The sequence below is a fragment of the Ewingella sp. C233 genome, assembly GCF_055407225.1.
The window spans coordinates 2,633,651-2,646,528 of sequence record NZ_JBUZRI010000001.1; the positions used below are offsets into that span (position 1 = coordinate 2,633,651).

Here is a 12,878-nt window from a genome sequence, read left to right on the forward strand (position 1 = left end):
GGTTTGTGAGCCAAGTTGTAATTAAGATGTAAATACATTGATAAAGAAATGGACCTGAACTAAAACCAATACATCCACCTAACAGGTCAGACCTCCTACAACTCAGGAGCTTTATCATGATGATTCTTAGCATTGTCGCCTTACTGGTTATCATCGGTGTGTTGTTCTATCACCGCGTCAACTTGCCGCTCAGCAGCCTGATTGTCGTGGCCTTCACCGCCGCTATGGGTGCGATTCATTTATGGACACTCTGGCTGCTGGTGCCGCTGGTGATCATTTTGCTGCCGTTCAACATTCCTGCGCTGCGCCGTGCGCTGTTCTCCGCACCGGCCCTGCGTGCTTTCCGTAAAGTGATGCCAGAAATGTCACGCACGGAAAAAGAGGCCATCGAAGCCGGGACTACCTGGTGGGAAGGCGATCTGTTCAGCGGTACGCCGGACTGGAAAAAGTTGCAGGATTACCCGCAACAGCGCCTGACCGACGAAGAGCAGGCCTTTATAGATGGCCCGGTGGAAGAAGCCTGCCGCATGGCTAATGATTTCGAAATCACCCACGAACTGGCCGACCTGCCGCCGGAACTGTGGGCGTACCTGAAAGAGCATCGCTTCTTCGCGATGATCATCAAAAAGGAGTACGGCGGTCTGGAGTTCTCCGCTTATGCTCAGGCCCGCATATTACAGAAACTGGCCGGTATCTCAGGCATTCTGGCGATCACCGTCGGCGTACCTAATTCCCTCGGCCCCGGCGAACTGCTGCAACATTATGGAACTGACGCGCAAAAAGATCACTACCTGCCGCGACTGGCGCAGGGACTGGAAATTCCTTGCTTCGCACTGACCAGCCCGGAAGCGGGTTCCGACGCTGGTGCGATCCCTGACTTTGGTATCGTGTGTAAAGGCCAGTGGGAAGGTAAAGAGGTGCTGGGCATGCGCCTGACGTGGAACAAACGCTACATTACACTGGCGCCTATCGCCACCGTGCTCGGCCTGGCGTTTAAACTGAAAGATCCGGATCACCTGCTCGGTGAAACCGTTGAACTCGGTATTACCTGTGCGCTGATCCCAACCGATACGCAGGGCGTGGAAATCGGCCATCGCCACTTCCCGCTGAACGTGCCGTTCCAGAACGGTCCGACGCGCGGCAACGACATTTTCGTGCCTATCGACTACATTATCGGCGGCCCGAAAATGGCTGGTCAGGGCTGGCGTATGCTGGTTGAATGTCTGTCGGTTGGCCGTGGTATCACCCTGCCGTCCAATGCCACCGGTAACCTCAAATCGCTGGCGCTGGCGACCGGCGCTTATGCCTATATCCGCCGTCAGTTCAAACTGCCGATTGGTAAAATGGAAGGGATCGAAGAGCCGCTGGCGCGTATCGCCGGTAACGCCTACGTCATGGACGCCGCCGCCACACTTATCACTAACGGCATTATGCTCGGTGAAAAACCGGCCGTGTTGTCTGCCATTGTTAAATACCACTGTACCCATCGCGGTCAGCGCTCCGTCATGGACGCCATGGATATCACCGGGGGCAAAGGCATTATGCTCGGTAAAAGCAATTTTGTGGCCCGCGCTTATCAGGGCGCCCCCATTGCCATTACTGTGGAAGGGGCCAACATCCTGACCCGCAGCATGATCATCTTCGGCCAAGGCGCTATCCGCTGTCACCCTTACGTACTGCGTGAAATGGCCGCCGCCGAAAGCAATAATCTCCAGGACTTCGACCGCGCGCTGTTTGGCCATATCGGCCACGTCGGCAGCAATAAAGTGCGCAGCTTCTGGCTCGGCCTGACCCATGGCCGCACCAGTACTACGCCAGCCAAAGACGCCACGGCGCGCTACTATCAGCACATCAACCGTCTGAGCGCTAACCTTGCGTTACTGTCAGATATTTCGATGGGCGTACTGGGCGGCAGCCTGAAACGTCGCGAGCGTATCTCAGCGCGTCTGGGGGATATTCTGAGCCAGATGTATCTGGCGACGGCCACCCTGAAACGCTACGAGGAGGAGGGCCACCACGAAGAAGATTTACCGCTGGTGCACTGGGGCGTGCAGGACTGTCTGAATCAGGCAGAAATTGCCATCGACGATCTGCTGCGCAACTTCCCGAACGGTTTTGTCGCCGGGGTAATGCGTCTGGTTATTTTCCCACTGGGCCGTTCACATTCGGCACCGTCGGACCAGCTGGACCATCAGTTGGCGCGCATTCTGCAAGTGCCGTCCGCCACCCGCAGCCGCATTGGCCGTGGTCAGTTCTTCGAAGCCAGTGAACATAACCCGATCGGGCAGCTGGAAGCGGCACTCGCGGACATCATCGCCGCCGAACCGGTACATAAACGTCTGAGTGATGCGATGGGCAAAAAACTCTCCTTCACCCGCCTGGATATTCTGGCGCAGAAAGGCCTCGATGCTGGTCACCTGACCCCGGACGAAGCCCGTATCCTGAGCCGCGCAGAAGAGAGCCGCCTGCGTTCGATTAACGTCGATGAGTTTGAAGCGGATGAACTGGCAGCAAAAAAGCCACAACCGGAAGTGAAAAAAGAGACCAAACCGCGCCACACTGAAGCGGCCTGATTTCTGCTCTGTTATTCACTAAGCAAAAAAGCCCGAGTGCGATAAACACTCGGGCTTTTTCTTTGGGCAATATGTTCCAGCCCAGACGACTTAGCGCTCAGCGCACTTAGCCTTTTTTGGTCGGCGTCTGCGTTTGCGGGCGCACACGGGCGGTCAGGCCCTTAAGGAAATAACGCAGAACCTGATCGCCACAAGGACGGTAATTCTTATGGCCTTCCTTGCGGAAGAACGCGCTCAGTTCGCCTTCGGACATTTTGAAGTCCGCCGCTGCCAGCACGCTCAGCATATCTTCAGTTTTCAGCTCAAACGCCACGCGCAGTTTTTTTAGCATGATGTTATTGGTCACGCGCTTTTCGACTTCCGGCACCGGGAAACGGTCATCTTTGCCACGCTTGAAAGTGATCAAACCATTGAGGAAGTTCGCCATCACTTCGTCCGGCACTTCCATATAGCCTTCTTCATCATCTTTCTTCAGATAGCGTGACATCACGTCCGGGCTGACGGGCGTGCCGGTCGTTTTAAGGATCTCAATCAGTCTGCCTTCGCTTAAATTCAGCATGTGGCGCACACTGCGCAAGACATCGTTATGCATCATAATTCTGTGTTCCTGTATGGAGTAAACCGAGGTAAATGCCGCCGGGCTTACACCCTAAATAATATTCGCACCTCGAAGCCGCGCATTATACAGGAAACAGACGGTTTTAGCTGAACTGACGGATACGGGCAATCAGTGACTCAATATCGTCAATCCGCGGTGCTGTCAAAATCAGCTTCTGCCCGAGACGTAACGCATGGCGCTGGCAATCAGCGCGCATCGCTTCATCTTTAATGCTGTCGAGGTCGGCCACATGCGCCAACCCAATGGTGCGGCGGATCAGCTCCGCGCCGCAGTAGCCCACCGCGTCATGCCACACCTCTTGCAGAAACTGCGCCGCGTAGCCCTCTTCAGCCAGTGACGGGTCCTGCGTTTTATCGCTGGCGAGTTGCAGGAAACGTTCGGAAAAACTTAGCCACAGCGCACGCAGATCCTTCAGACGCTGTTCACGCCCGTCTGCGGCTTCGCGTACCGCCAGCAGCCCCGGCAAACCACAATAATTGAGTAAGAGATTACCCATCGCCGATCCCGGATCAAACCCCAGCGGGCCGTAATAGCCGAATTCCGCATCAATGGCTTTCAGCTTGCCGTCGGCAACGAATATTGAGCCGCTGTGAATATCGCCGTGCAGCAAGGCTTCTGCTTTACTGAGAAAACGGTGTTTGAGCGATGCCACCGCCAGACGCAGCGGTTTGTCCGCACGCAGGGCATCCACTTGCGGCTGCAGAACAGGATCAAAATTATTGCGCTCATGATCAACATAAGGATCGGTGAAAAACAGATCTTCGGTGATCTGGCAGAGTTCAGGATTGGTAAAGCGCGCCACTTCCGCTTTCTTAAACTGGGCATTCTGATAAAAGTCGGAGGTATGGAACAGCGTCTGCGCCAGATATTCACCCAGCTGGCTGGCCGCCTGCGGGTAGTGTGTTCCCTGAACCAGCTCACTGCGCCAGATGGCGTGATCGGAGAGATCTTCCTGCACCATCACCGCCAGCTCAGCGTCGTGATGCAACACTTTTACCGTATGCTGCGGGGCAAACTTACCGTGTGCCACCAGCGTTTCGGCTTCAATACGCGCGCGGTCCAGCGTCAGTGGCCACGACTCGCCCACACAGCGCACATACGGCAGCGCCTGCTTGACGATAACCCGGCTCACGCCTGCCGTATCACGGATTTTAAACACCAGATTCAAGTTGCCGTCGCCAATTTCGTCAGCGGAAATCAGGGATTGCGGGTCGCTTACGCCGCCAAACTGACGGGCATATTCAACGGCATCTGCAGCAGTAAAAGTGTAATAGCGGGACATCGCGGCCTCTCAAATTCAATGCTAAATAAAACGTCCAGACGTCTATACATCCGTAAGGCATGTTGGCAGAATAAGCAAACAGATGCAACTGGGTAACAAAGGTTTAACTAACAATGAAAAATATCACAACCACCAGTTTACGGATCCGCGAAAACCAGCTGTGGATCCTCGACCAGCAGGCACTCCCTCAGCAATCAGACTGGCGCCCCTGCCCGGACGTCGCTGCGCTGGTTGATCATATCCGTACCCTGCGCGTACGCGGTGCGCCGCTGATTGGCCTTTCGGCCAGCCTGCTGCTGGCGCTGCTGGCCGAAGGCGGAATGCCGCACTCCGGGCTGCATCAGGCACTGGAAGCCCTGCGGGAGTCCCGCCCGACGGCCGTCAATTTGATGAATAATCTGGATCGCATGAAAGCCGCACTGGCACACGCCGATTTCGTCCCAGCTCTGGTAGCCGAAGCACTGCGGCTGGTCGATGAAGACCGCGCGCTGTGCGACAGCATTGCCGGTCACGGCGCAGAACTTGTCAAGCCCGGCAGCCGCCTGCTGACCCACTGCAATACCGGCGGTCTGGCCACCGCGGGCGTAGGTACGGCGCTGGGAGTGATCTCCCTCGCCCATCAGCAGGGTAACGTTGAACAGGTGTGGGTCGATGAAACGCGTCCGTTGTTGCAGGGCGGACGCTTAACCGCGTGGGAACTCGGCGAACTGGGCATTCCCTATCAGCTGATTTGTGACTCGATGGCTGCCAGCCTGATGGCGCAGGGAAAAGTGGATGCTATCTGGGTCGGAGCTGACCGTATCGCTGCCAATGGTGACGTCGCCAATAAAATTGGCACCTACAGTCTGGCAGTGTTGGCGAAATTCCACGGAGTCCCTTTTTACGTTGCCGCGCCGCACACCACCCACGACCCGCACTGCCCGAACGGGGCCGCCATTCCTATCGAACAGCGTGACCCGCGCGAAGTCACCGGTGTCTCCGGCAGCTTTGGTTCCGTGCAATGGGCACCGCTCGATGCCCGCGTGTATAACCCGGCATTTGATGTTACACCTGCGGCGTTAATTAGCGGATGGGTGCTGGATACCGGTGTTATCAGCCCGGCTCAAGTTCAGCAGGGTCTGTTTCAGTCGGCATTAAAATAGCACCATGGGTTGAGGGGGTTACCCCCTCAACTGTAATTATGAACACAATGTTAACATTCATAAGTGAATATGATGTATTCATCATTCCCTCCCCTTCCCCCCCTCAAAAACACAAATTTAAGATGTCAAAATAGCATTTTCTGCTACTATCCTTTGTCCTTTTTATGAGCGTGGTTGTTACCTCACAGGGATTGATATCTTTAAGTAACGCTAATGTTATTCATTCATCAGCCGATAATGGCTGAGCGTTCTTTAGGCCAGAATATTGGCAACGTGAAAGAACGGTATCTGTAAATATAACTAATCAGTTGGGATAAAGGGTAGATTCATGATGAAGGCACTATGTATTGCATTGGTTGCCGCTGCGACGCTGAGCGGCTGCGCAACGGAATCTTCGCGTTCGTTAGAAGTGGCAAAAGTGGCCTCTTACAACACGCAATATAACGGCCCGCGCAGTCCGATTGCCGTGGGTAAATTTGATAACCGTTCGAGCTATATGAGCGGCATTTTCTCTGACGGCGTCGATCGTCTGGGAAATCAGTCCAAAACGCTGCTGGTGACTGACCTACAACAAACCGGACGCTTCAACGTACTTGATCGCACCAATATGGACGAGATCAAAGAAGAAGCCGGCATCAAAGGCAAAGCGCAGACGCTGAAAGGCGCGAACTACGTGATCACCGGTGACGTCACTGAATTCGGTCGCAAAGAAGTCGGCGACAACCAGCTCTGGGGAATTCTGGGCCGTGGCAAACAGCAGATTGCCTACGCGAAAGTTAACCTGAACGTCATCAACGTACAGACATCAGAAGTGGTTTATTCCTCGCAGGGTGCGGGGGAATACAGCCTGACAAATCGTGAAATTATTGGTTTCGGCGGCACGGCGAGTTATGACTCCACGTTAAATGGAAAAGTACTCGACCTCGCGATCCGCGAAGCGGTCAATAATCTTGTGAATGGAATCGAAAGCGGCGCATGGCGTCCAGCTAATTAATATACGGAAATAATAATGAAATTCATCGAACACAAAAGTGTGTGGCAAAAAAGCGGTCTGGCAGTGCTGTTGTTATTATTGGCCGGTTGCTCGACGCAGCCAAAACCGATTTATAACTGGGATAAATACCAGACAACGGTTTATCAATATTATCAGAGCGATAAAGTGAGCCAGGAAGAACAAATTGCCTCGCTGAAAGAGTCGATTGAGAAATCCCGCGCCACTAACAAACTGGTCCCTCCTGGTCTGCATGCACAGCTGGGATTGCTCTATGCCAATACCGGCCATACCGATCAGGCTTTCCAGGAATTCAATACTGAGAAAACGTTATTTCCAGAATCAGCAGCGTATATGGACTTCCTGCTGAAAAAAAATAAAGGGAGCACCAAATGAAACGTTTATTCCTGATGAGCGCGGCGTTAATTACGCTGGCATTAACTGGCTGTGCCAAACCGGTTTCCTACGATTACACCGCGTTTAAAGAAAGCAAACCAAAATCCATTCTGGTGCTGCCGCCGGTCAACCATTCGCCGGATGTGAATGCCAGCCACAGCGTGGCCTCCGTGGTGACCATGCCGCTGGCCGAAGATGGCTATTACGTCTTCCCGGTTGCTGTGGTTGATGAAACCTTCAAGCAAAATGGCATGACTTCACCGGAAGATATCCGCTCAGTGAGCGTCGTAAAATTACGTGAAATCTTTGGTGCTGACGCCGCGCTGTATATCGATATCACGGATTACGGCAACAGCTATAAGGTCATCACCAGCGAAGCACGCGTGACAGCCAGCGCCAAACTGGTTGATCTGCGCAATGGTAAAGTCCTGTGGACCGGTACCGCGATGGCCTCCAGCAATGAAGGCGATAACAATAACAACAGCCTGATCGGGATTCTGGTCACGGCCGCCGTCGCTCATGTCTCCAATACGCTGACCGATAAGAGCCATGACGTCGCCATACTGACCAGCAGCCGTCTGCTCTCCGCGGGCACGCCTAACGGCATGTTGTATGGGCCGCGTTCGCCGAGTTATGGCAAGGATGCTGGGCGCTAAGACCTGATGGTTTTGAGCTGCCATTCAAACTGGCTGGCGGGTTTCGGATTACGGTCCGAAATCCGCTTTTTTAATTCAAGGTCAGGGTCGTGGGCATCGGCCCACACCGACCAGAGACCCGCAGTCGCGCGGGCCTCTGGACTCCACGCTTTTTCATGAGGCGCCGACAGCTTCGCGGCTGGCAGGCACGTGTTTCAGGTACTTCCGTTCACGGCGCAAAATGTCACGGCTTCGCCGTCCCCGTATTTCGGCTTCGAGCCATAGGTCTCGAACCTCTCATCCGGTGCCATTTTTGACTGCGCCTTAGGGGCTATATAAATCAAAAGATAAAAGACAAAACCTGGTCTGCTTTTGTCTTTTCAAAAAGTGCGGGCCGCATTCAAAAATGGCGCTGAGCAAGTGGTTCGAGACCTGAGGCTCGAAACCCGCAGCGAAGGGACCGCCTAAGCGGCGGCATTTTGCGGCTATAACAGAGGTATCTGAAACATGGCCACTGTGACCAGCGAAGCTGCTGTTTTTAAAAGAGCCGGAGATTCTTAAGAGGCGCGGCGATAGGCGCCTCTTAAGGCCGGTTTGGGCGGCAGCCCAAGGTCTTCGGTGTGGGCCGACGCCCACGACCTTGAAGTTGAATTTAAATTTAAATTTAAAAAGATTTAAAAGCCTTTCTAAAAGGCTTACTCCCCCAATCTCGGATACCCATCCGCGATTTTATCGCCCGTAAAGTGTGCCACCCACCCTTCGACATTATCGAACAGACGGATCGCCGTAAACGACGGGGAACCGCCCATGTCGAACCAGTGACGGGTGTTGGCGGGAACGGAGATCAGGTCGTTTTTCTCGCACAGAATCTGGAAGATTTTACCGTCCAGATGCAGACAGAACAGCCCCGCGCCGTCGACGAAGAAACGCACTTCATCTTCGCCGTGCGTGTGCTCGGACAGGAACTTGGTGCGCAGAACTTCTCGCTGCTCATTGTCCGGACGCATACTGATCACATCCCAGCTCTGATAACCCTTCTCGGCCACCAGCTTGTCGATTTCATGCTGATAAGCACTGATCACATCCGCAGGCTGCGGGTTTTCACCCAGCTCACGGTCAGCTTGCCAGCGTTCGAAACGCACGCTGATCTTGTTCAGTTCCGTTGCAATTTCCCCGCCGTCACGGCTGTGCCAGATGGGCGCGGAAGGATCCTGGTCGCTAAAAATAGTCAAAGCACTCATGCGTAAACCTCTTTATAAGAATGTTTCTAAGGCTATCTGATCAAAACGATTAACCTGCGAGTGATCGCTTAACGCATCAGCGTCATCGCGGATCAGCTGACAGGTGTGCCATCCCGCTAAGCGGGCTGCGTCCAGCTCCTGGCGAATATCCGAGAGAAACAGCAGATCTTCCGGCGGGAGGATCAGCTGCTCGGCGATATTCTGGTAAGACTCCGTTTCACGCTTGGCACCGACGCGGGTGTCAAAATAATCACTGAACAGCGGCGTCAAATCGCCCTCGTCGCTATAACCAAACAGCAGTTTTTGCGCGTCCACGGAACCCGATGAATAAACGCAAAGTCGCAGATTTTGCTGATGCCATGCCTTTAACTGCGGCGCAACGTCCGGGTAGAGATGCCCGCGGAAATCACCGTTTTCATAGCCACTGCGCCAGATAATTCCCTGCAATACTTTAAGCGCCGTGGACTTCACGTCGCTGTCCATATAGGCATAAAGTTTCTCAATAAGCGCTTCCACGCTGGCCTGTGGCCGATCGATTTCAGCCCGAAGCGCATCCAGTGCCACCGCCACGTCCGGCTGTTCATGCTGAGTACGGAGAAACTCCGCCAGACGCTCGCGGGCGTAGGGAAAAAGCACCTGATGCACGAAACGGATGTCCGTAGTCGTGCCTTCAATATCAGTGATAATCGCGCGGATCATTTAGCCTCCAGCAGGCGGCGTTGCAGTTCACACTGGAATAAAAACTCCAGCCCCTCAAGATGACGGCGCGCTTCGGCGACGTCTTTACCCCAGCAGGTCAGGCCGTGGCCCCGCAACAGAAAACCGTACTGTAACGGCGTCTTTTCTACACTGGCGGCAATCTTCTGCGCCAGCGCATCAATGTCCTGGCTGTTATCAAAAATGGGAATAATCACCTGATCGAGATGCGTCGTCTGGCCGCTGAGTGACTTTTGCATCTCATAGCCTTCCAGCACCAGCGCGCCACTGCGTTCAACGCGCGAAAGCACGGTGGAGTTAACGGAATGCGTATGCAGCACTGCGCCAATCTGCGGGTATAACCGGTACAACAGTGTATGCAGCCCGGTTTCTGCTGAAGGTCTGCGTCCGCCAGGCGCCTTGCCGCTTTCGAGTTCCACCAGCAGGAAATCCTGTTCGGTAAGCGTGCCTTTATCTTTGCCGGATTCGCTGATCAGGCAATACTCCTCACCCTCGCGCACCGACATATTGCCGCCGGTTGCCGGGCTCCAGCCCTTTTGACCAATCCAGTGACAGGCTGCAGTCAATGCGCCCAGTTGTCTGTTTTCTGACATGATGATCCTTGCAAGCCTTGCCCTGTGCGGCAGAGAGGGAATAGTGAAGCCTATATAAAGCGTAGCTATTAATTAGACGATAATGACATTTGGCCGTCTAAGTGTCTCGACAGCCAAATCTTAACATCGTGTTATGCTGAAATGAAGGTCGATTTATAGTGATCATTCTGATAGCAATAAAAACAGCATAATTGAGATAATAGCGGGTCTAATTTAGAAGAGAGGTCAGGCAGACTATACCCTCGCGAGTGAGTTCCGCCATTGTCTGAATCTTGAAAAGTGAAATATCAATAGAACTTCATTTTTGAGTGTATTTTATTGCAATATATACCGCATTTTGAGTCAAATAGGTTCAGTCTAATCCTAGGCATTCGTCAAAAATGATACGGGCCGGTGAGTGACCGAGCTGGTTACGGAATATCCCCCTATCTGGGCAACAAAGGTAAATACAAATATGTGGGAAAATAGCATGAACAAAATACCCACCAGAGTAGTGTGGCTAATTTGCATTCTTGCCTGCACGGGGTTCTGGGCTTTGGTCGGCTTCATGCTCTGGGGTAGAGGCTAAAGATGACGGTTTGAAATAGGGTGAGGGAGTAACCCAAACATGAGGAAAACGTCAAGGCCTTATCTCCAAAGGATTAAATCATTTCGGTAATATCTTTATTCTTCATTGATTTAAAAACACCTAATAGCGTCATGTTATATTGTCAGCAACATACGTCCGCAAGACAGGCCCCGCCATGAGCACAGCAGCGTTAATTCCCCAGAGCAAACTTCCCGCGTCCGGCGTCACCATTTTCACTCAGATGAGTGCCTTGGCGCAGCAGCACAACGCCATCAATCTGTCGCAGGGATTCCCTGATTTTGACGGTCCTGACTTTCTGAAACAGCGTCTGGCCCATCATGTGAGCCAGGGAGCAAACCAGTACGCCCCGATGACCGGCACCGCCGCACTGCGCGAAGCCATTGCGGCCAAAACCGAACAAATTTACGGCTACGCGCCGGATGCCACCCGCGACATTACCATCACCGCCGGGGCGACCGAAGCGCTGTACATTGCTATTACCGCGCTGGTCGGGCCCGGTGATGAAGTGGTGGCATTTGACCCAAGCTATGACTGCTACGCACCGGCGGTGCAGTTGGCAGGCGGTGTGATGAAGCGTATTCAGCTCCAGCCGCCTGAGTTTAGAGTCGACTGGGCGACCTTCTCCGACACTCTGAGCGACCGCACCAAACTGGTGATCATCAATACGCCGCACAATCCGTCCGCCACCGCATGGAGCCACAATGACGTTGAACAGTTGTGGCAGCGCATCGCGGACCGCAATATTTTTGTGCTCAGTGATGAAGTCTACGAACACATCTGTTTTGCCAAAGAGGGCCACGCCAGCGTGCTGCGCCATCCGCAACTGCGCCAGCGCGCCATTGCGGTATCTTCCTTCGGCAAGACCTTCCACATGACCGGCTGGCGCGTGGGTTACTGCGTGGCACCGGCGGCTATCAGTGCTGAGCTGCGCAAAGTGCATCAGTACCTGACGTTTTCCATCACCACGCCGGTTCAGCTGGCGCTGGCCGACATGCTGCGTGAGCACCCTGAGCACTGGCAGGCGCTTCCCGCGTTTTATCAGGCTAAACGTGACCGGCTGGCGCAGGGGCTGGCGAACAGCCGCCTGAAAGTGCTGCCGGGGGCAGGCACCTATTTCCTACTGGTCGATTACAGCGATGTTTCCGATCTCGATGATGTTGCCTTCTGTCATTGGCTGACCGAACATGCCGGCGTGGCGGCCATCCCGATGTCAGTATTTTGTGCCGCACCCTTCCCCCATAAACTGATCCGGCTGTGCTTTGCCAAACAGGAAGCCACGCTGGACGCCGCTGCGGAGCGCCTGTGTCAACTTTAAAACTCTCCTTGTTACAGCAACCTTTAGTATGGCTGGACGGCGAAGCCAACCTCGCCCACTTTGACGCGCTGCTGCCTGCGCTGACGGGTCGCGACCTGATTATTCTGCCGGAAATGTTTACCACCGGCTTCGCCATGCAGGCACCGGACCGCGCTCTGCCACAAAGCCGGGTGACTGAATGGCTGCACAACTGGGCGAAAGAGCTGAATACTATGATCGGCGGTAGCGTCGCGCTGACCACAGACACCGGCGCAGTGAACCGTTTCCTGTTGGTGGAACCGCAGGGAAACGTGCATTTTTACGATAAGCGTCACCTGTTTCGCATGGCAGGTGAGCACAACTATTATGTGGCGGGGAAACGGCGTGAAATCGTCGAGTGGCGCGGCTGGCGCATTCTGCCGCAAGTCTGTTATGACCTGCGTTTTCCGGTGTGGTCGCGTAATCAGCAGGATTACGATCTGGCGCTGTACGTCGCCAACTGGCCTGCGCCGCGCAGCCGTCACTGGTCGGCGCTGCTGACTGCCCGCGCCATTGAAAACCAGGCTTACGTGGCCGGTTGCAACCGCGTCGGGGATGACGATTATGGCCATCATTACAGCGGCGACAGCGTGATTATCAATCCGCAGGGCGAAGATCTGGCCCGCGCAGAACCGGGTGCAGCCGTTGTACTGAACGCGGAACTCTCGCTGGACGCCTTACAGCAGTACCGCGAGGCTTTTCCTGCATGGCGAGATGCCGACAGTTTTTCGCATCAGGAATAAGAAAGGTGTCCCGGCCATGAGACT

The 12,878-nt window shown here is 54.2% G+C and carries 12 protein-coding genes; 7 read left to right on the forward strand and 5 right to left on the reverse strand.

Annotated elements, in window-relative coordinates:
- The first annotated feature begins 116 nt into the window (after positions 1-116).
- Entirely contained in the window at positions 117-2,573 is a 2,457-nt protein-coding gene (gene fadE, locus ACZRKO_RS11910) for an acyl-CoA dehydrogenase FadE (protein ID WP_463737368.1), read from the forward strand.
- Positions 2,574-2,679: 106 nt separating this feature from the next.
- Here the strand turns inward: fadE and ACZRKO_RS11915 are convergent, their stop codons facing one another.
- Both ACZRKO_RS11915 and mtnK read right to left on the reverse strand, forming a co-directional pair.
- Positions 2,680-3,168, reverse strand: a complete 489-nt coding sequence (locus ACZRKO_RS11915; RefSeq protein ID WP_463737369.1) for a YehS family protein — start codon at positions 3,166-3,168, stop codon at positions 2,680-2,682.
- A gap of 106 nt (positions 3,169-3,274) precedes the next feature.
- Positions 3,275-4,474 (reverse strand): S-methyl-5-thioribose kinase, encoded by a 1,200-nt coding sequence (mtnK, locus tag ACZRKO_RS11920; protein ID WP_463737370.1) that lies wholly within the window; start codon positions 4,472-4,474, stop codon positions 3,275-3,277.
- Positions 4,475-4,587: 113 nt separating this feature from the next.
- Here mtnK and mtnA point away from each other — a divergent pair, with 113 nt between their 5' ends.
- The 4 genes from mtnA to ACZRKO_RS11940 all read left to right on the forward strand — a co-directional run bounded on the left by mtnA (position 4,588) and on the right by ACZRKO_RS11940 (position 7,659).
- Positions 4,588-5,616 (forward strand): S-methyl-5-thioribose-1-phosphate isomerase, encoded by a 1,029-nt coding sequence (gene mtnA, locus ACZRKO_RS11925; RefSeq protein ID WP_463737371.1) that lies wholly within the window; start codon positions 4,588-4,590, stop codon positions 5,614-5,616.
- A gap of 328 nt (positions 5,617-5,944) precedes the next feature.
- Entirely contained in the window at positions 5,945-6,610 is a 666-nt protein-coding gene (locus ACZRKO_RS11930; RefSeq protein ID WP_463737372.1) for a CsgG/HfaB family protein, read from the forward strand.
- 15 nt (positions 6,611-6,625) lie between these two features.
- Entirely contained in the window at positions 6,626-7,003 is a 378-nt protein-coding gene (locus ACZRKO_RS11935) for a DUF4810 domain-containing protein (protein ID WP_463737373.1), read from the forward strand.
- Positions 7,000-7,659, forward strand: coding sequence for a DUF799 domain-containing protein (locus ACZRKO_RS11940; RefSeq protein WP_463737374.1), 660 nt, complete (start codon positions 7,000-7,002; stop codon positions 7,657-7,659). Before ACZRKO_RS11935 ends, ACZRKO_RS11940 begins: the two co-directional genes overlap by 4 nt.
- 674 nt (positions 7,660-8,333) lie before the next feature.
- On the opposite strand, the gene ACZRKO_RS11945 is transcribed toward ACZRKO_RS11940, so the two are convergent.
- Genes ACZRKO_RS11945 through ACZRKO_RS11955 form a run of 3 tightly spaced genes read right to left on the reverse strand, consistent with a single transcriptional unit; the run spans position 8,334 to position 10,189 of the window.
- Entirely contained in the window at positions 8,334-8,879 is a 546-nt protein-coding gene (locus ACZRKO_RS11945; protein WP_463737375.1) for a 1,2-dihydroxy-3-keto-5-methylthiopentene dioxygenase, read from the reverse strand.
- Positions 8,880-8,891: 12 nt separating this feature from the next.
- The gene (gene mtnC / locus ACZRKO_RS11950; RefSeq protein WP_463737376.1) at positions 8,892-9,578 is read right to left on the reverse strand and encodes an acireductone synthase; all 687 of its coding nucleotides are present in this window, start codon (positions 9,576-9,578) and stop codon (positions 8,892-8,894) included.
- Positions 9,575-10,189: a methylthioribulose 1-phosphate dehydratase gene (locus ACZRKO_RS11955; RefSeq protein WP_463737377.1), complete on the reverse strand. Its 615-nt coding sequence runs from the start codon at positions 10,187-10,189 to the stop codon at positions 9,575-9,577. The genes mtnC and ACZRKO_RS11955 overlap by 4 nt, the downstream gene beginning before the upstream one ends.
- Before the next feature lie 743 nt (positions 10,190-10,932).
- Between ACZRKO_RS11955 and ACZRKO_RS11960 the strand changes: the two genes are divergently transcribed.
- Together ACZRKO_RS11960 and ACZRKO_RS11965 are read left to right on the forward strand one after the other, a co-directional pair.
- Positions 10,933-12,093 (forward strand): pyridoxal phosphate-dependent aminotransferase, encoded by a 1,161-nt coding sequence (locus ACZRKO_RS11960; protein ID WP_463737378.1) that lies wholly within the window; start codon positions 10,933-10,935, stop codon positions 12,091-12,093.
- The gene (locus ACZRKO_RS11965; RefSeq protein WP_463737379.1) at positions 12,081-12,854 is read left to right on the forward strand and encodes an amidohydrolase; all 774 of its coding nucleotides are present in this window, start codon (positions 12,081-12,083) and stop codon (positions 12,852-12,854) included. The genes ACZRKO_RS11960 and ACZRKO_RS11965 overlap by 13 nt, the downstream gene beginning before the upstream one ends.
- Positions 12,855-12,878: the final 24 nt, after the last annotated feature.